The 25,659-nt window shown below is 66.1% G+C and carries 18 protein-coding genes and 1 pseudogene; 14 read left to right on the top strand and 5 right to left on the bottom strand.

Annotated elements, in window-relative coordinates:
* The first annotated feature begins 45 nt into the window (after window positions 1–45).
* From C1I99_RS00795 to C1I99_RS00780, 4 genes are read left to right on the top strand one after another with little or no spacing between them, the layout of a single operon-like run.
* Window positions 46–1,770, top strand: coding sequence for a PD-(D/E)XK nuclease family protein (locus tag C1I99_RS00795; RefSeq protein ID WP_146603852.1), 1,725 nt, complete (start codon window positions 46–48; stop codon window positions 1,768–1,770).
* Window positions 1,770–2,972: a pPIWI_RE_Y domain-containing protein gene (locus tag C1I99_RS00790; RefSeq protein WP_111132218.1), complete on the top strand. Its 1,203-nt coding sequence runs from the start codon at window positions 1,770–1,772 to the stop codon at window positions 2,970–2,972. Before C1I99_RS00795 ends, C1I99_RS00790 begins: the two co-directional genes overlap by 1 nt.
* Window positions 2,965–6,696, top strand: coding sequence for a pPIWI_RE_Z domain-containing protein (locus tag C1I99_RS00785; RefSeq protein ID WP_111132217.1), 3,732 nt, complete (start codon window positions 2,965–2,967; stop codon window positions 6,694–6,696). The genes C1I99_RS00790 and C1I99_RS00785 overlap by 8 nt, the downstream gene beginning before the upstream one ends.
* Complete coding sequence (locus C1I99_RS00780; RefSeq protein ID WP_111132216.1) at window positions 6,680–9,835, top strand: pPIWI_RE module domain-containing protein; 3,156 nt, start codon at window positions 6,680–6,682, stop codon at window positions 9,833–9,835. Before C1I99_RS00785 ends, C1I99_RS00780 begins: the two co-directional genes overlap by 17 nt.
* 415 nt (window positions 9,836–10,250) lie before the next feature.
* Here the strand turns inward: C1I99_RS00780 and C1I99_RS00775 are convergent, their stop codons facing one another.
* A complete protein-coding gene (locus tag C1I99_RS00775) occupies window positions 10,251–12,959 on the bottom strand; it encodes a phosphorylase family protein (protein WP_158553883.1) in 2,709 nt (902 codons plus the stop codon).
* A 163-nt stretch (window positions 12,960–13,122) separates the two neighbouring features.
* Here C1I99_RS00775 and C1I99_RS32510 point away from each other — a divergent pair, with 163 nt between their 5' ends.
* A complete protein-coding gene (locus tag C1I99_RS32510) occupies window positions 13,123–13,452 on the top strand; it encodes a hypothetical protein (protein WP_158553881.1) in 330 nt (109 codons plus the stop codon).
* 1 nt (window position 13,453) lies between these two features.
* On the top strand, window positions 13,454–14,119 hold the full coding sequence (locus tag C1I99_RS00770; RefSeq protein WP_111132214.1) for a hypothetical protein: 666 nt from the start codon (window positions 13,454–13,456) through the stop codon (window positions 14,117–14,119).
* Window positions 14,120–14,302: 183 nt separating this feature from the next.
* On the opposite strand, the gene C1I99_RS00765 is transcribed toward C1I99_RS00770, so the two are convergent.
* Complete coding sequence (locus C1I99_RS00765) at window positions 14,303–14,491, bottom strand: hypothetical protein (protein ID WP_111132213.1); 189 nt, start codon at window positions 14,489–14,491, stop codon at window positions 14,303–14,305.
* Between the two features lie 123 nt (window positions 14,492–14,614).
* Between C1I99_RS00765 and C1I99_RS00760 the strand changes: the two genes are divergently transcribed.
* The 4 genes from C1I99_RS00760 to C1I99_RS00745 all read left to right on the top strand — a co-directional run bounded on the left by C1I99_RS00760 (window position 14,615) and on the right by C1I99_RS00745 (window position 18,052).
* On the top strand, window positions 14,615–16,000 hold the full coding sequence (locus C1I99_RS00760) for a hypothetical protein (RefSeq protein ID WP_146603851.1): 1,386 nt from the start codon (window positions 14,615–14,617) through the stop codon (window positions 15,998–16,000).
* A gap of 188 nt (window positions 16,001–16,188) precedes the next feature.
* Window positions 16,189–17,256: a DUF4238 domain-containing protein gene (locus C1I99_RS00755; protein ID WP_111132211.1), complete on the top strand. Its 1,068-nt coding sequence runs from the start codon at window positions 16,189–16,191 to the stop codon at window positions 17,254–17,256.
* A gap of 8 nt (window positions 17,257–17,264) precedes the next feature.
* A complete protein-coding gene (locus C1I99_RS00750; protein WP_146603850.1) occupies window positions 17,265–17,645 on the top strand; it encodes a hypothetical protein in 381 nt (126 codons plus the stop codon).
* Window positions 17,624–18,052: a hypothetical protein gene (locus C1I99_RS00745; RefSeq protein WP_111132209.1), complete on the top strand. Its 429-nt coding sequence runs from the start codon at window positions 17,624–17,626 to the stop codon at window positions 18,050–18,052. The genes C1I99_RS00750 and C1I99_RS00745 overlap by 22 nt, the downstream gene beginning before the upstream one ends.
* 276 nt (window positions 18,053–18,328) lie before the next feature.
* Here the strand turns inward: C1I99_RS00745 and C1I99_RS00740 are convergent, their stop codons facing one another.
* Window positions 18,329–18,706, bottom strand: a complete 378-nt coding sequence (locus C1I99_RS00740; protein WP_111132208.1) for a hypothetical protein — start codon at window positions 18,704–18,706, stop codon at window positions 18,329–18,331.
* Between the two features lie 955 nt (window positions 18,707–19,661).
* On the bottom strand, window positions 19,662–20,123 hold the full coding sequence (locus C1I99_RS00735; RefSeq protein ID WP_438941374.1) for a tyrosine-type recombinase/integrase: 462 nt from the start codon (window positions 20,121–20,123) through the stop codon (window positions 19,662–19,664).
* Window positions 20,124–20,207: 84 nt separating this feature from the next.
* Between C1I99_RS00735 and C1I99_RS00730 the strand changes: the two are divergent.
* The 4 genes and pseudogenes from C1I99_RS00730 to C1I99_RS00715 form a co-directional block, all read left to right on the top strand.
* A pseudogene (locus C1I99_RS00730) lies at window positions 20,208–20,480 on the top strand (integrase core domain-containing protein); the annotation flags it as partial.
* A gap of 371 nt (window positions 20,481–20,851) precedes the next feature.
* Window positions 20,852–21,472, top strand: coding sequence for an RNA polymerase sigma factor (locus C1I99_RS00725; protein ID WP_111132240.1), 621 nt, complete (start codon window positions 20,852–20,854; stop codon window positions 21,470–21,472).
* 3 nt (window positions 21,473–21,475) lie between these two features.
* Window positions 21,476–22,636: a CU044_5270 family protein gene (locus C1I99_RS00720; protein WP_111132206.1), complete on the top strand. Its 1,161-nt coding sequence runs from the start codon at window positions 21,476–21,478 to the stop codon at window positions 22,634–22,636.
* Between the two features lie 656 nt (window positions 22,637–23,292).
* Window positions 23,293–24,894 carry a LamG domain-containing protein gene (locus tag C1I99_RS00715; protein WP_158553880.1) on the top strand — a complete coding sequence of 534 codons (1,602 nt, stop codon included), beginning with the start codon at window positions 23,293–23,295 and terminating at the stop codon, window positions 24,892–24,894.
* A 345-nt stretch (window positions 24,895–25,239) separates the two neighbouring features.
* On the opposite strand, the gene C1I99_RS32175 is transcribed toward C1I99_RS00715, so the two are convergent.
* Window positions 25,240–25,521 (bottom strand): hypothetical protein, encoded by a 282-nt coding sequence (locus C1I99_RS32175; protein ID WP_146603848.1) that lies wholly within the window; start codon window positions 25,519–25,521, stop codon window positions 25,240–25,242.
* Between the last annotated feature and the right edge of the window lie 138 nt (window positions 25,522–25,659).

Here is a 25,659-nt window from a genome sequence, read left to right as displayed (position 1 = left end):
CCGGCTGTCGTAGACGCACTCCTTGCGAGCCCCCAACGGAACGTGATGTCCACTTGGTCTAGACCCAACGGCACCGCAGGCGATATCAGCCTGATTCGTATCAATCTCGCTGCGGCACGTGATAACCCCGAAGACTGCCCTCTGGCGCGCAGCACCAACGCACGACCACTGCTGGACGAAGATCCATACCCGCCGTATGTCGCAGCGCCGCTGCAGGGCTTTACCTTGAAGCCGCTCATGGATGCCCTCGACCGGATCGAACACGACGGCAGGGCGACACCGAAGGTAATCGAACAGCTCCACAGCACACGGGGCACCTTCGGCCTGCGGAACCGCCCGCCTGCGCACCCCGGCCTGCTGGAATGGACGGCCGCCGCCATATCCCAGTACCTCGCTGCCAGAGCAGCCGACCAATATCGGCGTGAAGTCGCAGGTCTGCTACCCACACATCCAGTCAGGTACGCGTGGGTTGCGCGACGGACGCTGAGCAAGCCGGACCTTCGTGGCGTTCTCGCCTACGAAACAACTGCGTGGGGCCGGGGCTACGTCGCCCTCGATGGAAGTGCCCGGGATCTTTGGCTACTGTCGTTCGGCGCGGCGAAGCCTGACCGCCCCGCGTCGGAGAAAGCAACGGCCGCATACGTGGCTGCGTATGGCGAGCCCTGCATAGGTGGCGGGCGTCGCCCCTACCGGGTCGAAACCTTCAGAACCGAGGAACGCGACCAGGTGTTTCCGTCGCGGGTGCGTGTCATTGACGTGGGCTGTGGCGACGGCACCACAACGACGCTCGTGGATTGGGATCGTCATGAGGTCGATCAACACTTCGCTGCGGACGCCAAGGTCGTACTCTCGCGGGCGGTCGTGGATCGCAACGCCCGACCAGGCTCAAGTTGCGTCCGGTGCAAGGCGCTTTCAGGCTGCGATGCGCTACCGCGCACGCCGAACCTACTGTCCGTCTCATTAAGCACGCAGCCCCGAGCGCGGCGAAGCGTCTCGGTCTCCGATCTTCGTACCTACGACGCATGCCCTGCCCAGTACCACCTTGCCCGGCAACTCAAGCTGAAAGCACCTCGGCTGGAGAACGGCGCAATCCGCCGTGGCCGCGCCGTGGACGCATGGCTCAATGACCGACACCGCGACCGGCCAGCCGGCGGATGCCGAACGGCGTTGGAGATCATCGACCGGTCTGCCTGGATGACCGGAACCTTCTCATTGTCTGCCGACGAAGCTGACCAGGGCGCGAAGATGTTGGCGCACCACGAGGCGGTATGCCCGCTCGCCGGGCTAGGTGATCATGAACAGGTTCTTGTCCAGCATCGGGTCAGCTTCTTTGAGCCGGTCGCGAACCTGGTGTGGATCGCGACCCCGGATCTGCTGCATACCCGGGCTGGTGGCTGGACCTGGCGCGAGACCAAGACTTCCACTGGGCGGCTGTACGAAGGCCAACCGTTGCTTCGGCAGTATCCACAGCTCGCTCTTGCCGTGTTGATACTCCACGCCGGTGTGCTTGGTGGAGACGTGACGCGGTCACGGGTTGAGCTGGAACTGCTGAACGCCGACGACGTGACCCTGGAGGAGCTGGACCCTTCTCAGCCACGCGTCGTCCGGGAGGCGCATGACGTCCTTGAAGACCTACTGCGCCCATGGTTGCAGGACGGTTCGTTCGAACCCACCCCGGGAAGGCACTGTGCGGACTGTGAAGTCCGTGCATGGTGCCGCCCAGGCCAAGCGCACCTGACCGCTACCGCTGCCAAGCCAGAGGATCGCTGATGCCTCCAACCGCCACCGCGACCCGGTTCTCCGACTGGGCCGCGTATTCCGATGTTCTGCTGCTGCATACCATCGCTAGCGCAGTGATCCGGCTGGCCGACATACGGGGATTGGACGCCTTCACGTTGCCGTATCCGGCCGAGGCTCAACGGGCCGTGGACCGGCTGGTCCTGTCTTGCCTTTTGCGCCGCATTGACGAAATGCCTCGCAGCGTGCCGGACCTGCTCGCCTGGTGCCATACACGGCCGTTGGAGGACTGGCCACTGGACCTGCCGCCCGATGCCTTTGGACCCGACGACCTACTCGTCGATCCCGTGGCGCTCGTACCCACACAGCTGTGCCACGAGTGGTGGGTTCATTCCCGCGACAGCGCCGCCGCCCAGTTCGACCGAGACGTCGTCCGTTCGGCAATGCGGCTTTGCCAGCAAGTCTCCTCACCGGAGTCCTACACCGCTTTCCGTCGTCTGCTAGTCGAAAAACCGGTGCTGAGCAGCGCGGAGAAGTTCGAGATCAGCACAGACCTTTACCTCGACCCGGTGACTGAGCTGCTCGATCGGTGCTACGAACCAGCTCCGGTCAGCCATCGGCGCGACGGCGTTTACACCACGTGCGGACGCTGCCGGACCCTGCTCCTTCCGCTTCCCGGCGGGGACTGGTGGTGCGAGCGTGATGCATGCCGTCGACGGGGACCTGCGCCAACGGGTCGGGCGCTCACGGAGGAGGCCGATGCGGACGTCGTCTATCAGCTCGTGAGGCCCTTACGCCAGTTCGTGACCGGCCCCGGTCGGGCCGAGGTCGATCTAGAAGGGCGGCTGACCGCATTGCGAGCCGGCGCAAAGCGGCTCGACGTTGCTATGTGGCCTGGATTCGATGCGTACGACGTGCGAATCACGTTCCCTGACGGACTCGTTTGGGCTGTCGACGTCAAGGACTGGAAACACCCCGGGCTCCTCGCCAAGGCGGCGAAGGCTGTACCCGCGCAGCCGCCGTACGACGAGTCGTGCTGGGTCGTCCCACAAGAGCAGGTGGACGCCCATGGCGACTACCTCGCCACGTACTACCGCAACCTTGCCCCCGCAGCGCAGGATCTGCCGCTTCTGACCGACCGGCACCTCGTGGACCTCGTCCGGACACGGCTGCGCGGCAACACCGACGTCCACCTGGTCGCGGCCTACGGCGGGAAGAAAGGTCCTAATGCGTAATAGCAGTGATTGGTACCAGCCCTTGGCCAAGAACCTTGCGAAGGCGTGGCCCATCGAATACGCCGACGTGAAACCGGCCCTACTTTGTCAGGTTGAGCTGGGCCTGCGGCTACTCGAACGCCTGGACCCGTCAGCCAGCGCCAGCGGTGTTTACACGCTGCTCGGTGGCTATCCCTTCGCCGCCGCCGCGGGAATCGCTGCGACGGCGGACGAGCAGGTGATGCTCAACGCAGCGCGTCACCTGCTGTGGAAGTTGCGGCGCCGCCGGACCTGGCTCCAAAGCCTGGAAACGTACAACCTGCTACCTGAGCGGCTGCGTGGCTACCGAATCGCTGCTGAAGATGTTTCCGTTCGCAGAGTGGAGCCCACTATCGCGGGTGACCGGTATGCGCTTTTCGACCAGGCACTGTCGGCACTACCGGATTTTGATCGGCGGGCGCTGCCCCTGGCTGGGGCGGGACCGAGCCGCTTCGTCGAGCGACGCCGGCCGGCCGCGGTCACGATTCCCCAAGAGCTCTGCTTGGAGCCGGCACTCGGCCACGACCTCACGGCGGTACCCAGTACCGCCGGGATCCCACTGGACATACCACTGGAAGAACTCGCTAATACCGCGCAATGGATGGATCAGGTCGAGCGGGATCTCGACCTCCGGCCAGGTTCCTGGGCTAAGCGGTTGGGCGACCTGCGACTGGACACGCTGTCGCCCGATGGCCGCTCATTCCAGGCCGCAACTGTCCTTCGCCTGGATCGGCTGCTACACATGGTCGGCATGGTCGGTGCTGGCAAGAGCACCATCATGACCCTGATTGCAGTATGGGGCGCGCGTAGAGGTCTGCGCACCACACTGATCGTTGGCGATGTCGCCGAGCAGCTCGCCCTGACCAGCCTCTTCCGCTGCCTCGGCTTGACCGCGGTGCCGATCCTGGGCGGAACAACTCGGGAACGGCACGCGGCACGCCTGCACCGGCGGCTGGCCGCCCGGGGCCATGGTTCCCTGCTCGCTCACAATGATTCGGGCTTCGACGACCTCAGCACCGTCTGCGTCGTCGACGCGTTGCGTGGGATGGAGGCCACCGAACCGCTTCGCTACGCCGATGCCCCCTGCGTCAATCTGCGTCCCGTCAACAAGCCGGCCCCGCTCGAGATCAACCGGATACAACTGCCCGACCGATATCCAACCGGAGCCCAAGCGGACACGCAGTCCACGCCAAATGGTGACGACGAGACGGTACCCGCACATGGCTGCCCGATGTGGAGTATCTGCCCGCGGCACAGCGCGGACCGCGACATGGTCAACGCACTGATCTGGGTAGCCAACCCAGCCAGCCTTGTACAGAGCGCCGTCCCGCAGCACCTCAACGAGGAACGTCTGCGCCGCCTCGAACTTGCCTGTCTGCGCAGCGACATCATCGTCGTTGATGAGGCAGACCGCGTCCAGATGCAGTTGGACACCGCGTTCGCACCTGCCGCGACGCTCGTTATCCGGGGTCCGGAGTCCTGGTTGGACCGACTGCATACTCACAAGATCGATGAGCTAGCGCGCCAAGGGCGATTGCCGCTGTCCGAGCGTGACGTCGAACGGTGGGGCGCAGCCCTGGACGTGGTCAGTTCGGCCACGAATCGTCTCTACGCCATGCTGATCAGCAACGCTGACCTCCGGAACTGGGCTGACATCGAGTACTTCAGTGCATGGACACTCCAGGAGAAGCTCATCGCTGATTGGTACCCACAACCTGGCAGTGCCGCATCGACGCCAGAAGGGGTGCGTGCCGACACCGATGTGTACGACGATGAGGAGGCCCTCGATCCTGACGCTGGCAGACCCACTCCAGCCAACACTGGTGCTGAGCCGTGGGCCGAGCGTCGTCGCGCCGTAGTCTCGACCTTCGACGACTTCCGCGACGATCCGCTCGGCGACCGCGGTCCCCATGACGACGACACCAACGCGCTCGTCGCCGGAGCTCGCGACCTGTTGCACACACTCAACGAACGGGGCACCCGTGAGCGTGTCCACGCTATCCTGGACTTGCTGCTTGCCGGATCCCCGATCATTGATGGATCTGTCTGCCAACCGGAACCCACCGACGGAGCGCGCCGCGACGAGGTCGACACTTGGGGAACGCGACCATGGCGTGAGCGCACCGCCACCCGCCTGGAATTCACCCTCCTCCTCGCCACCCTGCACCATCGGCTGGATCGAGTGTCGTTCATGTGGCCGCAGGTCGAAGCCGCCATGCATCTCGACACCGCCGACAACGAGCTCTCCCGCCGTCCACCCCTCGACTACGCTCCCGTCGTGCCGGAAGCCCCCATGGGAAACGTTCTCGGCTTCCAATACCTACCCGACGAGCCTGGACCGGGGGGCGATGACCGGCGAAGTGGCACCCTGCGCTTCTTCCGCTGCGCCGGCGTTGGCCGAGAGTTGCTGCTGAACCTACCGTCATTGGGCGCTGACCCGGCGAACGGCCGGCCCGGCCCGCATGTACTGCTGATGTCCGGGACCAGTTGGGCAGGCACCTCCACCCGTGCTCACATTCTGGTACCAGTGAAAGCGGTACTCAAACCCGACGAGGCTGCGCTCCAGGCAATCCGGGGAACCACTTTCCGGACCCACTTCCTCTACGACAGCACAGGGCCTCTGACCCTGTCCGGTACCCGCCTTGACGCACGCGCCGGTGTGCTCCGTCAAATTGTGACGCGACTTGGAAAATCCATTGCAGGGCAGCCCAGCCCACTCGATCAGGAACTGCGCCAGATCCAGGACGAAGGCCGCCGACGTGCTCTCTTGTTGGTGGGCAGCTACCGGGAAGCCACCACAGCGGCCAACCTCCTCCAAGAGATCCCACGCTGGTCCGGCAGGGTGCGGGTGGTCGTCGCCGACGACGCCGAGCTGGAAACTTCCAGTTCTTCGGGCGCTACCAGCCACGATGAACTCGCCCAGGCCACCGCGGTGCGTCGAGGCGACCTCGCTGCCTTCGCTGAAGACCCTGATGCCGAGCTGCTTGTCGCCCCACTGTTGGCTATCGAACGGGGCCACAACATCCTCAACGCACAACGAACCGCGGCATTCGGCGTTGTCTTCTTCCTCGCCCGACCACACCCCCGCCCCGACGATCTTTCCTTGGCAGTCTTTGCTATCAATGACTGGGTCACCCGCTTCGTCCGTGATCAGCCCGGCCTACTCACCGGCACCTTCAGCAAACTCGTTAGCGAGGCCGGACAACTCGACGCGGCCGGCCTTGCCTTCCGGCATCTAGCTCGCCGAGAGTGGCGTCGGCTGCTTTCACGCCGCTACGCCTACTCACGACTCAGCCCTACCGAACAGACCTCCTTCGCTTGGGACCAGATGGTCACGATCTGGCAGGTCATCGGCCGCCTAGTACGTGGCGGCGTCCCCGCCAGGGTCGTATTCGTCGACGCCGCCTTCGCCCCGGCCCTCGCTGAAGCGCGCAGCCCGACGCCTGACCCAACCACCGAAACGGCTGGGCGCCGTCGTCGTCGGACCGACGAAGGGCTGCTGGCCAAGCTGCACCAGGTTCTTGCTCCGTACTTCGACCCAACCAACGACCCGGAAACCTTTCCGAATCCAGCAGATCCGGCTCTTGTTCGCACTCTCTACGAGCCGTTGTACGACGCGCTCACCCAGCTGCGGTCCACGGCGAACCCGCCATCCGAACCGGCAGCCATCCACGACGCGGAAGGTATCCATGGCCCCCAGGTATGACGACATCAGCCGCGCCGCGTACATCCTTGACCCGCAGTACCCCCCACTGACCGGGCAGTATCGCGCGCTGGCATTCCCCGAGACCTGGAATCCCAGCGTCCTAGCCCTTTGCAACCTCGGCCGAGGTCCCGACCAGGAGCCCTACCGTGCCGTGCCGACTCGCCGGATGGACGGCGTGCTTCAATGCCTGGCGCCTGACCTGGTTGTGCGTGGCCGACCAACCGACCCCATCCAACGCGCGCAAGACGCGTGGCTCTATGTACCGACCGACGCCCCTGACCCGCTGCCTTCGAACACCCTCGATCGGTTGCTTGGCGTCTGGCTACGTGACCTACGACCAGAGGAAGAGTATCTGCGGGAAGTCCAATCTACGCATACTGAATTGCTCGCCGATCCGCCGCAATGGCAAGAGGTCACCGTCGACCTGCTCGGCTGTCCAACCACCGACGGTGGTACCGCCGCCCCATTAGCTCGCCAATACCAACTGGCCACTGACGCCTTGGCGCGGCGTATCCTCGCGCTCGACCCCTACGACAGTGGAGCAGGAACGTTACGGTTCCGAGCCGTCCCCCGCGGCCCTCGCCAACAGGGCGCAGAACTGGTTTCTCAGCCCCTTTGGCACGATGTCAAAGGCCGGAACTGGTGGTTCTCAATCTACATCGCCGTGTCTCTGCACACGGTTCCATTCGATCCGCGACCACGTCTCCACCTGCATACCGGCGTTCGGCGCTGGGTGACTCACGTGGATTCTCGAACCGACAGAGTCCGGCTGCCCTACCGCACCGCGACGTCGGTCTACCTGAGACCCACCATCCCTTGGCTCAGCGGAACTCCCACCAGCGACCGCTTTGCGGTCGTCCGCCTCGCCTACGACCGAAGCAGCCGTGAATATGTGTGGGGCGGCAACGGACCCGCGCGGATTCTTCGCCGCCTCAGCCTCAGTCAACCGTTCCCCGACCCCGATAGGCTCCTCACTGCACCAGCTGACTGGATCGGCGATGGGCAAGGAGTACGCGCCGCGATCGTGCACAGTACCCGGATGGGCGCGCACGAAATCGGCTCCGGCCTGATGTCGCACCAACGCTCCCAGATCACCGAGTGGGCTGAACAGGCACTGCCCGAAGGACTACGCCGGGTACCCAAGCTGACCCGCAGCCATGCCGGCCCCAGCGCCCCCTCCAACCAACGGGTCACCCCGTCCACCGACGTGGGGAAGAAGGCCGAGCAAGCCAGGGCTGCGCACGCTCGCCGGATCGCCCTAGCCGTAGCGATGAAAGTGAACATAAATCCGGTCCCAGTCCTACCCGCAGAGCTCGCCTCGGATGCGATGCCACCGACGGTGAAGGCCCGACTCTTGTGGCAAACCTCCTCCCTCCGTGACGCGGCGATCGGTGCCATTGCCGAGATCCTCGGATTGGAAGGGGACGGCCGCTGGCCGGAACCGGCCTACACTCAGGCGGCGTTCGACCGCGCCAAACCCGGAAGCCCCGCGCTCCTGGTGTGGCGTACCCCGGAGCTAACGCTCGAACTGCGCTGCCTACGGCTGGTCAACGGACTCGCCGAGACCCTTGGTATAGATCCCAAGGCACGCCCAAAGGGCAAAGCCCTCGCCGACGCCATCGACGCCCGCCGCCAGATGATTCGGTCGTTCCTCGAAGCCGACGGCGCCCATGCCGACCACCCGGAACTCGCACTGGTCGAGATCGATCGGCGGCAAGACTATGCCCACAACCTGGACGATCCGAAGTACGCCCTCCGCTTAGGCTGCGCTGACGCCGGCGTGCTGACCCAGTTCGTGCTGGTCCCGAAGAAGGCCAAGTCCTACAACTCGGAAAAGAACGTTGACCACCGAGTCCGCTCAGGCTGGCAGGACGGGCTTCGCCAACTCGGCGTCCGGGTCCTGCCGGAACACGCGGTCGCGGGAACCCTGCCCAACAAACTGCGCTACGTTGCTACCTGGATGGTGAAGCGACGCAAGGACGGCCCGACTCGACTGCCGCGGCACACCCCCGTCGCGGTCATGGTCAGCCCTCTCGGGAGCGGGTCAGGGCTCGCGGCGGTTACTGGCTGGGACCCGAATTCCCTTCAGTGGATTTCCTACCCGAAATTCCTGCTGAGACTGGTCAAGATTGCAGAGATTCCTGATTTAGAGGTCGACGATGAGCAGGATCCGGGCTCGTTCGACCTGGCCGCAGTGCCGCCCGGTACCGTTCCCCAACAACGTGTAGCCGCCGACGGCAGCTCGACCGGTGCAATGAAACGGGTGACGTATCGGGTATGGAAGCAGGATATGGAGGAACAACGTAAGGAGACGGGTCGCTATTTGCAAAAAATGATCAGATCATTGCGCGGCCATCCCACCATGCTTCTAACGCACTCGCAGAACAGCCGAATGCACTGGCCCTGGCTTCAGGACGGCAACGCGGAGCCCGATCTGATCAAGACGGGCCACGCGCCGGCAGCCAGTGTGGACGCCGATCTGCGGCTCGTCCGCGTGCGTGACGCCGACGGGCGGGAAACTCCACAGTGGTGGGGCAATCCAACGACCGGCGGGATCCACGGCCTACCGCCGGGCATGTGGGCCGAGGCGGAGGGCACCGGGCGCACCTTCTACAGCACAACAGCGAAAGCCGGCACCTTCAAGAAGTCCGCGGTCGAAGCTGACAAGCTGGCCCCTCGTCCCTTGCGCCAAGGCGCGAACAAGGGGAAACCGACCATCGACACAGAGATCCCGGCGTGGAACCCCGCTTTGATCGAAATCACGGTATTGGCGTGTCACCCTCAACAGGGCGACGTGCCGGAGGCGTTGGCCTTGGCTGTCCACCATCTTCGTCAGGCCCCCGACTATCTGGATGCCCTGTCCATGCCGCTACCGCTACACCTAGCAAGCTTGGCGCAACATTATGTGCTGCCGACCGTAGCCGACGAAGGGGCCGACGGTGAAGCTGAGGTTCGGGACGGAGTCGACAGGGCGGAAGTGTTGGAGAATGCGCTTGGCATCATCATCGGAAATCCGGCAGGGGACGTTGTCGATCTGGACGCTGAATACTCGGATGTCCCAGGACTGGCGCAGGCTCCAGATGAATCGGATGAGATGGAGGAGACGACGCTACCGACCTCGTTGCTGCCGCGCGACTGAGGCTGATCGTCTCTCGATAGGCCGCGAGTAGCTTGAGACTGCCTGCTCGCCGCTCTCGTGCTTGCCGTTAGCGGTTTGCGTAGGCGGCCAGGACCGCGCCAGACGTCACGGCAGCAGCCAACGGTGCCCCCGTTTTACCCCCCGAAAACCCCTGCTGAACATCGACTGTCGGTGACAATCGATGCCCACTCCACGATCGCGTCTGTGCAGCTCAGTGGCAGTTCGTAGTGAACGTTGACAAGCCAGGAACCGTCAGATTCGGTAAGCGTAGGTTCTGACAACGAATGACAAGCGACGAAGGGATGCTCGACAAGAGGTTTTCGTCGGTTCAAATCTCGTCGTTCCCATGGAGTAACCGGCGGCCTTGACGGGAGGCCTCCTCCCCGCTGACCGCCTTGCTGAGCGCTCACTGCAGTTACTTGTCACTTGCGGATTTCGCGTACGGCAGGTAACGCTTGTCGACGCTGAGGCCGCGCAGCAGTGCTCCGACGAGTTGCTCGGTGAGGACGTCGGGTGTCCTGATCAGGTCTGCGGTACTTGCTGTCGCGGTCCTCTGGTAGGTGTCTGCGTCGTAGGGTTGCACCATGTCCGCGTCGCCGTTTTGCACGTACTCATAGGCAATCGCCGTCTTGACGCCGGTGAGGCGTAGGCCGATCACCCAACGGCCGTCGTACCCGGCGTAGCGGTTCGCGAGGTCGCCGGCCACACACAGCGCGCCGTGCACGAGTCCGAGGACCAGACTGGGAAAGATCACCCGGTGTTCGGCGGGTTCGGCGGCGGAGCCAAGAGGGCGCCATTGGGATCTCGCCATTGCGGTTGCACGACCGCAGAGCACACCAACAGTCCCGTTCTCCCGCACTTTAAGAACTAGCAGAGAGTCCTCCCGGACCGATCCGTCATCGCGAATGCCGTTCTCCTTGGCCATCCCGCTGCTACGGCGTCGCCACATACCGCTGTCAAGGTCAGGCGCAAAGGGCTGTCCTCCACGCGCGGCGACCGCCTGACGGATCAGGGCGTCCAGGTCTCCGCTCGCGGACATCGTGCTGACGCCAGCGAGAGCGTCAGCCGCAGCGTCCACCGGGTGAGCAACGAGGTAGAGGCGGCCGTTCGTGCGCGCGGAGTTGTCCGGCACAGGGTCGTCGGCGGCCAGCTCGTCGAGCAACGGCACGACATCCACCCGGGCCGGCTCTGTGACCCGCGCGCGGGACTCGTCTGCGCCTCCGCGGCGATACGCATTCGAGATCTCGGCTGTTCCGACCATCTCGGTGATGCGTTGCGTGACCGCTTCTGTCTTTGTCAGGAGGCGTTCCAACAAGGCGAACATGACCTGCGCGGAGGCGCGGGCGGCGAACTTCTTGTACCGGTCGTCCTTCCTGGTGTCGGCATGGTCCATTACGCCCTTGGCGACAAGCCAGGCAAGTTCCCGATCATGGGCGACGGTCGCGATAGTAGCGGATTCCATCTCGACAGCGGTGATCTTCCGCATGCCCATCGCCTTCAACCGGCCCCAGACGTCGGGATCGGCTACGACGGCGCTGCCGCTGGCCATGGGAGCGGCGAGCACGCGAAACGGAAGCCGCTGTGGCCCGTCGGCGTCGTCGTAGAGCCGTCGCTGCACGAGGTCGGACCCGTCGCTGGTCAGAACGGCCTCGCCGGTCGGCTCGCGCCGGATCAGACCTTGCTCCTCAAGCTGCGCCAAGCGCCGCTGCCACGTGCCTCTCGGGAAGTAGGCGTCGCGTGCAGGGTGGCTGCGTGGTTGCTGCCCCCGGTGTAGCTGTTCGAGAAACCAGAGCGAGGCCTCGCCCTCGCTGGCGTCGCCGTAGCTGGCCAAACGGGTGGGGTCGAAGTCCTGTGCGGCGCGTAGCCAGCGGGGCAGCAGCCGGAATTGCCGGTGATCACCCTCGAACCCGGAGGCCGACTGCTTGCCTTCGTCCCACTCGTATACGGGCTCACCGACCACGACGTCACCCAGCGCCGTGTCTGTGGCGTTACCGGCGCATACGCCACACATGGCCAGGGATGCCGGGCGCAGCCGATCGGCCAGCGACGCAGCGAATGGGCCTGTAGCGCGACCGCCCATCTGCGTCGGCCGGGCCAACGCCACCGTAAACCGAGGCTTCCCATCGACGTGGTACTCGCCCCACAAAAACGGCGGGACACCGTCCAGGTCGCGGTTCTCCCACCGAAGCACTCCTGGACCCGCCGGAGCGCTCGCCAGACCAGCCGCCTTGGCTGCATCGAACTCCTCCGGCAACGCCGCAATCACCAGCACATCAACGCGGTCCATGTCTCCCCCGTAGTGATTCAGTGCGCTGTCGCGGGCGGCGTGTGCAGCCGTACCCTGCTGCTCAGGCGCCGACCCATACTCTGCCACCGGCTCAAGGAACGCCATCGTCGGAGTGCTCGGTACCACGGAGCGCTTTGCTGCCGGCGCGGGTTTGTCCGGCACCCAATGCTTTGGGCGAAGTTTCCAGTAGGTGGCAATGTCAGGAGCGTGCCGGAACCGGCGAACCTCCCGTCCTACTCGCACCTCCCACACGTCGGTGCCCAGGCCACCGAAGCTGGTCCAACCCCACCGTTCTGTGTACAAGATTGCCCCGAGCCGCTTCAGCAACGCGGCGTCTTCGGGCAAGGTCAGCTCCAAAAGCGCCGCGACATCGGCCGAGACCAAACCTGGCTGCAGGTACGGCTGATCAGCTGGCGAATCGTAGTCGCGTTCCAACGCGACCGCGTGGTGTACGACGGTGAGAAACAGATCGAGTTCGCGCTCCGCGCGTCCGGTCGCGCCAGCACCTGCGGCCGTCAGCCCGATCGTCGTAGTTTGGGCGATCGGCATGATGCTGCCGGGATCGACGCCGTGAAGCAGACCTGGTGGCAACTCCGGTAGCAGACGGGCCGCGTCGAGGTCATAGACCCGGTAAAGATGTTGATCAAGTTCTTGGAAAGTCGGCCAGCGTCCGCCGCGCAGCAGCAAGTCCCAGATCGCGTTGAGGGCGGCCTGGTGGGTAGCGCCGACTGGCTCGGGCAACGTCACGGAGCGATTGTCCGCCAACCCGTCGCGCGCCGATCCACAGGGGAAGGACCCTTCGAGCACCAGACGCGCGGCCGGATTCAGCGTCTCCACGACAACCCCCATCGATTCGGTCGGTCCAGCGCTACCAACCCTGCGGCAGGTTCGAGTGGCGCGGACGAATCCAGACGACGCCGGACGAGACAGGATGACAGAGACCGAAATCGGACGGTATGCAATGCGCGTAGGCCGAGATTCAGCGTGCGAAGGAGGAAGGGTGGCTGGGCTCAAGCGTCCCGGCTCGCTGCCGGATGAGGCGCGGGCGCTCAACGACGCCTTGCACGACCTGCACGCCCGCGCCGGCCGTCCCTCGCTGACCACCATGGTCCGCTGGATCGGCGCCGGTGTCGCAAGCCGCAGCCGCATCCACGAGGCGTTCATCAGTGCCCGGGTGCCCGACTGGGGACTGCTGGACGTCCTAGTCGAGCAGCTTGCCAATAAGGTACCGGCGGGTCCGGATCCGGGCGACGAAGTGCGCCGCTTTTACCAGCTGTGGCTGGCTGCGACCGGACATCCCAGTTGTGGGCAGCGCGCAGCCAGGCCCTAGCATGCTCGACGCTTTGCTGGTCGTAGTGGAATGGGTGAACGCGCCACTGTTGCCGTTCCCGGCGACCCAGCGCATCCGGCAACTTGTCGATGCTGCCCTCACCGACTCGGCATCCGACACGCTTGTAGTCAACCGTCGGGACAGCACCGACGGCAGCCTGCTCGTCCTGCAGGGTGACGGTCGGTCGTATCCGGGGGTCCTCGCCCGGCTGATGGCAGCGTTTGACGACTTGCTCGCCTCCGAGCGGCGCGCCAACCATTACCGGCGGCGGCCGTACCCACAGCTGCGGCTCGTAACACATGCCGGCCAAGTCGAGTACGACGGCACGGAGTGCACCGGCGCCGTTTTGCTAACACTGCACGCGCACAACGAGTCGATGACCGTCCGGGACGCGCTGGTGGGGGACGACGACGTCGCCGTTATCGTCATAGCGTCCGATCAGGTTTTTGACTCCGACCTCGTCGGCGACGGTACGATCGCCGACACCAGGGACTGGTTTCCCGTCGTGAACGTCCCAGACGACACCACGCCACTGAGGCTGTGGATCCGCACACCTGCGCGCCGGAGCGCGGACCCAGCCACCGCCGGCAGCAGCTCAGGGCCGACACGGGGCGGCAGCATGCTGGCGGCTGGAGCGTCAGAGCACGGGCAGGTTCGTCCTCCGTAACACCGGAACAGCCGGCTGCGTACCGTCCCAGCCGCAGGTCCACCGCCTGTGACATGCCCCCGGCGGGAGCCGTCAAGCATGGGAACGGCTCGCGTCGGACGACGGGCCGGGTGTCATCACTGGTCTGGCAAATGGACAAGGCATGACCTGGCGGGGTGCTGGATTTTGGACAACTGGCACTGCTCAGTTCTCGAGTCTCGACCGGATCATATCCACGATCAGGCTGAGGACCTGGGTTGGAGCCTTGGGTAGCAGCTTCAGGATTGCCAGCGCTTTCTTGTCTCTGGGCGAATCCAGAAAGACGTACATTACGCCGAAGACAAGGAACAGCATGGTCGGTGCGAGCACGACAATCCACAGCAGGACTGTCATGGCTTCCTACCTGGCAGCAGTGTGGGCATACGGGCCGACGCACCGGGCGCTAAGGATCGCCAACCGGCCGACCAGGCGGTGATGGGAACGGAAACGTGCTTCACGCCCTCGTATACTGCCCCGGTGGGACATTGGTCCGAGAGCCTCGTGGATGATCTCGCCCGTCAGGTTGGCGGAGACGCGGACCCAGAGGAGCTGCGAAGGATCTTGCGAAAGTCCGCGCAGGAGATCGAGACCTTGTCGGGGCGCACCTTCGACCCCGTGCAGCGATCCACCGCCGTGTTTGAGACCAACGGGCTGCCATTCATCGAGGTCCCCAACATGCATCTGGGATCTATGGAAACCACGGACACTGTGTGGCAAGTACCCGATCCAGTGCGGCCGGAGTTCGCCGCGGTACTTCAGGTTCGAGCGTTGGCGTACCCCAGCCCTACTGCCATGTCCGTGGCTGACGGCCTCGGGTTCGCCGGTCAACTGGTCGCCCACGCAGCGCGCCAGGGCGCCCTGACGCGAGACTACGTCATCGAATGGTTAGGAACCTTCGTCGGCTATGAGGAGCGGAAGGATCTCTTCCGTCGCGTCATGGACTCCAACACCAGATTCAACGTGCCGGTCATTGGTGAAGCAATCGGCGGCTGGTGGATTCAGGTCACCCGTCGTCTGATGTGGATAACCCACGAGACACAGAACGACGGAAGGCTCGTCGAACCGCTGTTCGAGAGATCGGCCGACGACAGCTGGATTCCTCTTGCCGCCGCCGAGCCCACACTGATCGTGGCCCCGATGACCAAGCAGCCCGCAGACTGGGCCTTCACCGCGCGCATATGGCCAGAAGGCGCGCAGCTGCCCAAGGACCGACCTTGGCGCCGGTTAGCGTCGGCGATCCACGGCTCCGGTATCCCGACCATCACGGTCGACGACAAATCGACTCCGTACGAGCTCGCCTGCCAGGTGGTGTTGAAGGCATACTGGCATGGGTACCTGCGCGGTGACGAGCCGGCATTGAGGAACGTGGTCGCGCTGGCCTATCCGAAGCAGGTCGGGCTGATTCATCGCAAAACGGATGCACCGGACGCGGGCTCAGCTGCGGCGATGCTGCTGGAGCAGCTGATCCAGCCTGGATTCGACCCGGCGCAAGGTGCAGAACTCACTCGTCGATATGTCCGCCGCAAGGCCAGGATCGTCGTCATGGAGCACCACAAGCGGGAATCGCCGCAACGCTATCCGTGGACACAGCTCGGCATCAGCGAGCGGCGTTACTACAAGCTCCTGCCTCTGTTCGCGCAGAAAGTCAACGGCCATTACCAGGTCGACTACGACGACATCGTGACCAGGATGAGGGACTATCTTGACAGCAAGGACCAAAGTCAGGAGGTCCGGGCAGCCACCCTCGACCTCCTTCAACAGCGCGGGTTCAGCCATGCGGCCGCCCGCAAATGGATGCAACGACACCAGCCCGAAGAAGCCCTCGATGCGTGGCCCCGGGGCCTCCGACCTAAACCTCAGTAGACTCCTCCATCTGGAACCGCCGGGCCCGGTATTCGCTGACCAGCCCGGTGACGCGGTACGGCCGCGTGGACATCGCGCATAACTGTGAGCCGCACCGGCACGGAATTCGATCGCTGCCGCGCCCGCGCGGCAGTAACGTTTGCCGGGTGCCTCATGCTCACCCGAGCCACTCGGCTCTCCCGCCCGGCATGCAGACGCTGATCGCCCAGGCCGCCGCGTCGGAGGCCGGGCCGTCCCGGCAGCGCAAGCATCACCTAGTGCCGCGCTCGTACCTGGAACGGTGGGCTGACGGCGGCACCGTCCGGGTGACCCGGGCCGACGACAGATACAGCTACCACGCGACGCCCGCCAACGCGGCGCGGGAGACCGACTACTACCGCATCGAGTCCGACGACCTCGACCCGGCGGAGATCCCGCCGCTGATCTTCGAGACGATGCTCGGTAGCGCCGAAGGATACGGCAAGCGCGCGATCGATGAGCTGCTGGTGAAGCACCCGAGCCAGATCGACCCCGAGCTCATGATGGGCTTCGCCTGGTTCTTGGCGTTCCAGCTCACCCGAGGCGAGGCGTTTCGCCGCCAGCAGCGGCAGGCCGCCGCCGACTTCTTTCGCATGGACACGAAGGACCTGACCGACCAGCAGCTCGCCACACGGCTCGGACGCGACCTCGCCGAGGCCGACTTCGCCGAGATCAGGGAGTTTATCGGCCAGGTCCAGGCCGGAAAGATCGTCGCGCAGCCGCAGACCGCGATGATCCTCGGCAACGCGGCGACCACGGCTAGCGAGCTGTGCCGCCACATCCTGTTCCGCGAGTGGTACGTCGTGCGGACCCCGAACGTGCTGGTGACATGCGATGAACCCGTCGTCGTGCTGGGCGGCCCGGATCACGATCGCGCCGAACGCGCGGGTGTGGAGTCTGCCGCCGTCATTCTGTATCCGCTGGCCCCCAACGCGCTGCTGGCCCTGTTCCGCCAGGGTACGCAGGTCGAGCCGCCGCTCGAGCTAGACCATGCCGAGACCGCCGAGGTGAACCGGGAGATCATCGCCAACGCCAGCCGGTGGGCGTTCGAGCGCGGCTCGCGCCGCGCGACGCTCGCGCTGACCGTGCCGCCGCTGCCCGCTGCTGCCACCGTCATGGAAGGCCCGCTTACCGGCATCGGATCACCCGGTCAGACTGTTCATCGCGTATACCGTCCATCCCGGTGGGCCAACGCGGAGCGCGTTCCACCGCTGCCCGTCGCGCGCTGGTGGCAGTAGGGGGCGGGATGGTCACACCAAGGGTGGGCTTTCGGGGCGCGTTCTGCGGTGAGCCGGGCTGGGCGTCACGCGAACATGTGCTCGCCCAGTGGATGCGCGACGTCGTTGGCCCGCTGCCGATGGAGCGGACCACCTACGGGTCCGGCTTCGACACCATGGACGACGGGCGTGCGTACGCCAGCGTCGGCCAGACGATGAAGGTGTCGCGCAACTCGCTGCTGCACCAGGTAACCCGCACCGTGTGCACGGCGTGCAACAACGGGTGGATGAGCCGCCTGGAGACGTCGGCCAAGCCCTTCCTCAAGGATCTGTTCGCCGCCCGTCGGCGTAACGAGACGCGGGACTCTGTCGGTTGTAGAAGGCTACGGTGCTCGCCCGTTGGGCGGTGAAGACCTCGTGGACCTGGGAGCTGGCCGGGCTCGGTGACCAAAACTTGGAGCACGCCTGGATGCCTCAGGGTATGCGGCGATGCCTCGGCGAGGAGAACAAGCCGCCGGCCGCTTGCTGGGTGTGGCTCGCGTCCTGCCGGGACCTCGACCTGTGCCAGCAGCTTCAGGCCCACGTGACCTACGACCGCACGAGCCCGCCGACACCAGGTGAGGAGCCACGGCGCATCCTGGACAGCTGCCTGGTCGTCAACGGCGTCGCGCTGCTGGTCTACAGCTTCGACCGCCGTGCGCCGTTCCCGCCGCCGCTTCCCGCACCGCACGGGCTGCGGCTGTTGCCCAGCCCGTCCGACGTCGAGTTCCGGTTGACGAACGTTGTGCCTGCAGGGAAACCGGGGATGTCGCCGTAGGTGCGGTCGGCCATGGCGGCACTCTAGGACACCGGTACGACGCCGCGTCATCCTCATCCAGTGGCTCGCCGGGTGAGAGGTGTTGACGGGGAACAGTGTTCACCGGGGCAGCCACACAATCGGGGAGCGACTCGATGTTCGAGTAGGCGCGAACGACGCCCCGGCATCATGCCGGGGCGTCGTACAGACGCTCGTACAACGGTAAGCTGGCTTCCACGGTCAGCAGGTTGCCGTTCGTTCCTCGCGTCGGCGACGACGCCAATCCCATCCGCAAGTTCAGTCGGCGTCCAGGTCGCTCACCCTTGTCTTCGCCCGCTCCAGCCAGTTCGAGACCCACTTCCGGGCGTCGGCCTCCGCCGTGGCCGGATCGTCGCCTGTCACGTAGACCTCGCTGTCCTTGCGCCCAGTGTCGTGGTAGATCCCGGACGCGGTCAGGTACGCCGGACGGGCGTCCTCGCCGGCGTCGTCGCTCGTGCCGAGGCCGTAGACGCGCTCGGGTCGGCAGAAGTGGTCCAACCCGCTCTGCGCGCTTTCCAGCGTGTCTTGCCACTCCTCCTCAGTCTTGTTGGGGCCGCCGCCGAGGAGACTGCGCTCCATGCCGGTGCGGGCAACGTATAGCGGTTGCGCAACGCTCACCCAGATAAATTTAGTCATCTCTATCTCCTCACGGCGGCAGCGACGGTTCCGGGCCTCGACCGTGACTCTAAGCTGCCGGGTCTGGATCTCCGTGCGGCGACACTGTGGTACCGGTGTCGCCCCTCGTGGCCTGGAGGAGCCCGGGACGGTAGCGATCTTGCGGGGCCCGCCACCGGGACCGTCCATGCCAAGGCGCCGGGACAGGTTGTGAGGCATATCGGATCGGTAGGAACACCGATAGCGCCCGTCCGTCAAGCTTTCGGAGCCTTTGTGGTATCCGCAGGCTCCGATGCCATGTCTAGCGTAGATCCATGGCTTACAGGAACTACACCGCTGACGGTACGTATTGGACCGTGCGGAAGCGTGGCAAGGTCTTCTGGGTAGCTCGCATCGACAACACCGGCGGGAACTACCACTAAGCGGAGGTTTGGGGCGGGTATGAAAACGCGGGCTCGGCTGGGGGAGCTGCTGCGCACCTCGCCTACCTTCAGGCCAAGCGAGATGCCGCCACCCAGCTTCGAGGAACGTTGCACGATGCGCTCGAGCAGATTGGGCTAGGCCCGATGCCTACCCCTGCTCCCGTCAAACCGGATCCAATGCAGATCAATGCGGTGGATAACCCAGACGCCGACGACGAGTAGACCCGACGTGACCGCCGACGTGATGGCGAAGCCAGCTTCTGGGATCAGTGACCTGCCAGGCGCGCGCGACGTTGGCAGGGCGACTGGTGCCTGGAAAGGGTGCCTGGTGGGGCCGTGAACGTCCCGGCAACGGGTCAACGGTGCCCCCGTTTACCCCCCGAAAACCCCTGCTAAGGGTCGACTATCAGTGACGAGTGTTGACAAGCTGACGATTGCGTCTGTGCAGGTCAGTGATGGGTTCTGGCGGTCAATGACAAGCTCAGGGCCGTGACGTTCGGTAAGCGTAGGTCGACGGTTCGATTCCGTCAGGCGGCTCGGTACAGAAGCCCAGGTCAGCGACCTGGGCTTCGCCGTTTCCCAAGATCGACGACGCCGCCGGCGGCCGTCCCAGTCCGCAAATAGTCCGCATCCCGCGCCGCGACCGCCTCGTCCAGCCGGTTCGCGACGGCGTCCAGGTCGTCGCCGAACAGGCCCGCGTACACGTCGAGGGTCATCGACGCGGAGGCGTGCCCGAGCATCCGCTGCACTGCCTTGACGTTCGCGCCGGCCGCCACCGCCAGACTCGCCGCCGTGTGCCGCAGGTCGTGCGGCGTGAGCCCGGCCAGCCCGACCGATGCCGCCGCCGGCCCGAAGACCCGCGTCCGGAAGTTCGTGTTGCGCAGTGGTCCGCCGTTGGGTGCGGTGAACACCAGCTCGTCGCGGCGCTTTCCGGCGACGTGCGCGGCCAGCTCGTCGACGAGGAAGCGCGGGATCGGCGCCGACCGGCGCTGGTGGTTCTTCGGCGTGCCCTCCACCAGTTCCCCGCCAACCTCCGCGAACGCCACAGCCACCGTCACCCGCCGCAGCAGATCCAGCCGCGACACCCGCAGCGCCGACGCAAGTCCTACGCCTGGCTCGACGCCTGCCACCACCTCGGCATCCGGCCGAAGAAGACCCACCCCTACCGACCCCAAACCAACGGCAAGATCGAACGCTTCCACCGCACCATGACCGACGGTTGGTCACTACGACGTTTCTACAGCTCCGAACACGCCCGCCGAGCAGCCCTGCCCGCCTGGCTTCATCACTACAATCACCACCGGCCCCACACCGCCATAGGAGGCCGGCCCCCCATCACCAGGTTGACCAACCTCCCTGGGCAGTACACCTAGCCCACGTCTACCAAGGCACCGCCTACCTCCAAATCGGCGACCTTGACTCCGCCACCGCAGCCATCCGGCCAATCCTCGACCTACCAGCAGACCGCCAAATCTCTCGGATCAAGAAGCGCTCGGCCGCTTCGCCGCGACACTCCGCCGCGAGCCGTAACGAGGATCCAGCGCCGCAGACGACCTCTACGAAGAGATCCGCACCCCCGACGGTTAGGTTGCTAGCCCGCCGAAGCGGCAGCTACCCAAGCAGCGGTGCCGACACCCCGTAATAAAGAGCTCGGGTCGGGCCCTGCGGCGGGGTGCTGTGGCGGGGGTCACGCTGGCTGGGTGAACGCCGGGCTGGCTATCGGGCAACAACAGGTGTGTACGCGATGACTGACGACAGCGGGTTCGTCGCCGATGAGCCACCGGCCGGCGTCGACCGGCCCCGCTTGGACGGGCCGGAGCCGGCGAAGGTGTTCGGGGTGCTCTTTGACGCATACGCCCGGCCGTTGCACCGGTACCTGGCACGGCGGGTGGGTCAGGAGACCGCCAACGACCTGGTCTCGGAGACTTTCCTCGTCGCCCTGCGCGAGCGGTACCAGTACGAGCCGGCTCGCGCCACGGTGCGGTCTTGGCTGTACGGGATCGCGACGAACCTGCTGCGCCGACACGTGCGGCAGGAGGTCCGTGGACTCCACGCTGCCGCCCGTGCCGTGGGAACCGTCGAACGCCACGACCCGGGGGACCAGAGCCGCGTGGTCGAGCGGGTCGACGCTGCGGTAACCGCACGCCGACTCGCCGGTGCGCTGGCCGCGTTATTCGACGGCGACCGCGACGTGCTGCTGCTGGCCTCCTGGGCCGAGATGGACAGCGTCGAAATCGCCGAGGCACTCGGCATCCCGGTCGGCACCGTCCGCTCACGGCTGCACCGCGTACGCCGCCAACTCCAAGCCCAGCTATCCGCACCTGGCGGTCACAGCGAGCCTACCCAGGCACGGAAGGAGGACTGAGTAATGCCCGAACACGACAACCTGTACCGGATGTGGCCAGAAAACGAACTGGACGCCGCGCTGGCCGCGTTTCGCTCTGACGTGCCCACCGACGGACGTGCACTGGCCGCCGCACGCGCCGACCTGATGGCCGCCGTAGGAGCACCACATCACGAAAGGAAACCGATGACCGTCACCGAACAGTCCACCCCCACGATCACCGACCCACCGCGGACCCACCGTACCCAGGCCCGCCGCCGTACCCGGCGGTGGCTGGTCGCGGCCGCCGCGGCAGCCGCGGTCGCCACCGGTGCCCTCGTGGCACCGTCACTGCCCCTCGGTGGCCGAGCGCCGATCGACAGCGCCGCTGCCGCCGTCCTCACCGCGGCCGCGGCCAAGACCGGCACCGGCGACCCAGCGATTCAGCCTGGCCAGTACCGCTACATCGCCACCCACGGCTGGAGTGGGAGGGGCACCGCCGGCCCGGACGGCAAGCACATCGAGTACCTCAGTGAGGGGCTTCAGGAACTGTGGGTGCCCACCGTGTGGTCCCAGCAGTGGATGAAGCGAACCAGCACCACCGGAAACCGCACGTGGATCGCCGGGACCGAGCAGGACGCCAAGGCCGTCGGCCTGCCGCTTGAGGGGCCGCAGCAGGGCCCGGCCGAGGTCGCCCCGTGCGGCGACTTCAACGCCAAGGACGACGGCCGCGAACCTTGCGTCGGCATGCCCGCAGGGTGGCAGATGCCGACCGAGGAGTGGATGGCTGGCCTGCCCCGCGATCCGCACAAGCTGCTCGAGCGGCTGCGTGCCGACGCACCCGGTGCAGACGAGGGCAACGACCGCGGCGACGTCGAACTGCTCGTCTACGCCGCCGACGCGCTACGCACCGGCCTGCTGCCCGCCGACCTCCGCGCCGCTCTGTACCGCGCTCTCGCCCTCGTGCCCTCCCTCAAGGTCGTGGAGCACTCCGTCAACCTCGACGGCCGCACCGGCACCGCACTCGGCATGGACACCGACGGCGAACGACACGACATCCTCATCGACCCCGCTACCGGCGAATTCATCGGCGAACGCCAAGTCATCACCCGCACCGCCGGCGCCATCAAGCCCGGCACGACCATCGCCTACACCGCAGTCAGCACCAGCACCGTGAACAAGATCGGAACCACACCCCACAACTGATCCACCGCTCGTAGGTCCCACAGCGACCACCAAACACCCTCAGACCCACAGCACTGAGTGGTCTCGCCCGTGCTCGCGTTCCACGCGATGAGCGAGACCACTCACTGCTGCAGCTGGTGCGACTCTGGATTGCCGGGAGTGCCCCGAAGTGCCGGAGTGCCGAAGTGGAGTCCGAAGTCACTGCCGAATTGGCCTCTTTCAGGGATCAAGGCGGCCCGCAAGCGGGCCGCGCCGGCCCGGCCCCGGCCTGCTGGCGACCTCCGGCCGGCACCGGCCGGGCCGGCCGGCCACGCTTGGGGACGACCAAGACCCGAAGACCTCGGGGCTCCGCCCCGAACCCCGGCCCTCCTCAGAGATGCCGGGGCGGATCACCTCGCCGGGCACCACAAGGGCTACCAGCCTCCCCGGACGGGGCCAAGGTCGTTCGGCTGATGAGGCGCTCCACCTTGTCCCCGTCTGGGGAGGCCGGAAGGTCTACGACTGCCCGACGAGGAGATCCGCCTAGCCCGCTTTCGCTGCCCACCCGCTAGGGTCGCGCCTACAGCACCGATAGGGGGTAGCGGTCCGCCGGCCGTCTTGTGACACTGTCCCGGCGACTCGGCTAGATGATCGTCTTCCTAGCCGCTCCTCTCCACAATCTTCACGGGGAAGGTGCAATGACTAACCACATTTACTTCTTCGGCCCTGCCCGCAAGGCCGCACTGCGCCTGGCCGTGGCCTTCACCGCCGCGCTGCTACCCCTTGCCGCAGCCACCACGGCGGACGCAAAGCCCCGCGCCACCACCCTCGACCGGCCGTCCCCGGCGACGGCGATGTGGGGGTTGGAGGCATATCCGGGGATAACCCAGGCGCAGGGACTCGCCGACGGGCAGCCAGCGGTTGGCGGCGACACCCCGCTGACCGGCTCGGGCATCTCCTGGCAGGACGACGCCCGGTTTGTCGGTGGCCAGACGGTGGCCTTCGACGGCACCTCGTCGTCCCTGTCGGCGTCACCCTCGGCCCTGAACACCGCCGGGACCTTCTCTCTCGCTGCCTGGGTGCGGCTCACCGACACGTCCGTCAGCCGGGTCTTCGCCAGCAAGGCCAGCGCCGGCCAGGCCACCCTCTCCGTCGGCTATGACAAGACCAGCGACCGGTGGCAGGTCCAGATGCCGTCGAAGACCGGCAAGGGCGGCAAGGTGTCCATCGCTCGGTCGACGTCGGCACCCCAGATCGGGCTCTGGACGCACCTGGCGGTCGTGCACGATGTCACCGCACGGACGCTCACCCTCTGGGTGGACGGAGTGGCGGAGGCGACGGTGGGCAACGTGACCGCAGTCAACGACCCGTCCGGCGAGGTCCGGCTGGGCCGCGGCGACACCACCTGGTGGCAGGGCAACCTGGCCAACGTCCGGGCGTACGACCGAGTGCTGGTCGGCAAGGACTTTACCGGCTGGCTCGCCTCCGACCCGGACTCCGGAGGGTTCAACGAGCCGGGTCTGCTGCAGCCATGGCAGGTCGGGGGATGGAACTTCGAGGCGGCGACCCCGTGCTACGAGGAGAACCTCGACCCGACCCTCTGCTCCGCACCTGACTCCACCGCCTTCGGACGCCAGCTCGCCCTCACCCAGGGCGCTTTCATCGCGTCCGACGGCCACCGGGGCAGCAGCGCCCTCGCGCTCGACGGCACCCACTGGATCGACGATCCGTCTGACCCGCACTACGGCGAGGCGACCCGGGAGTACGCCCGCACCCAGACCAACCTGGGCGAGCCGCAGAACCCGGTGTGGCAGGACGGACCCGTGCTCCGCACCGACCAGTCGTTCACGGTCTCGACCTGGGTGCGCCTGGACCCGGCTCAGGGCGCGCAGACGGTCCTGTCGCAGGACGATGTGGACCGTAGCGCCTTCCGCGTCGCCTACGAACCGAACAACGGTGGCCAGTGGGTGTTCGCAGTGGCCGACGGGGCTGACGACCCCGCCACTACCTACGCGACCGCACCGGCGACTGCCGTCGACCAGTGGCACCACCTCGTGGCGGTCCTCGACGCCACTCACCGGCAGGCGCGGCTCTACGTGGACGGGACGGCGGCCGGGGCGGTCGGACTGAACGCCGCCTGGCAGCCCCGACAGGCGCCGGGTGCCCTCCTGGTCGGCCGGTCGACCACACCCGCAGGACCCGACGGATGGTTGTACGGACAGGTCGATGACCTCGGCGTGTACCAGGGCGTGCTGAACGAGGCGGACGTGCAGCGCCTCTTCACCGAGCAGGCTCTCTGAACCGACGCTTGACGACCCACGCTGGGCCTGGCGCGGAAGGCTCCCTCCGGGCCGCGTTCCGCGCCAGGCCGGCGGCGACCAGGGTCCCCAGGGGACAGGTTTGGGAGCCACAGGTGGGAGCCACCGGGGCGAACTGAGCCGGACGAGACCGGACCGATCGAGTTGCGGAAATCGCAAGGACCAGGGGGAGTCGAACCTTGCCGAACGGTTGTGGCCCGCTCTTGGGAATCTACGGATCATATGGCGGCATCGCACTGCGTCAGTCCTCATTTAGTCCTCAAGAGGCCGGACCGCGACCACCGACACTGTGAGATGCCGAGAGGGATTTCCGCAGGCCAGGCGGGGTTAGGGCAGGTAGACCGAGGTGGGCAACTTGATCTCGTAATGCGTAGGTCGACGGTTCGATTCCGTCAGGCGGCTCGGTAAAGAAGCCCAGGTCAGCGACCTGGGCTTCGCCGTTTCCGAGATCGACCACGGCGCCGCCAGCGATCCTCGAATGGTCCACACATCGCACGCGGCGACCACTTGACCCAGCCGATGCGTCACCGCGTTCGGGTCAGGACCGAGTAGGCCGACGTGCACGTCCGACGTCATCGACGCCGAGGCGTGTCCGAGCATCCGCTGCACGTGTTGATGTTGGCGCCCGCCATGACCAAACTCGCTGCCGTGCCGCAGGTCGTGTGGAATCACCCCGACCAGGCCGACTGACGCCGCCGGAACATCCGGGACCAGAAGGTGGTGTTCCGCAGGAACCCCCGCTGTCCC

Origin of the sequence: Micromonospora deserti, from assembly GCF_003236335.1 — a bacterium.
GTDB lineage: Bacteria > Actinomycetota > Actinomycetes > Mycobacteriales > Micromonosporaceae > Micromonospora > Micromonospora deserti.
This window is presented reverse-complemented; position numbering and strand designations above follow the sequence as displayed.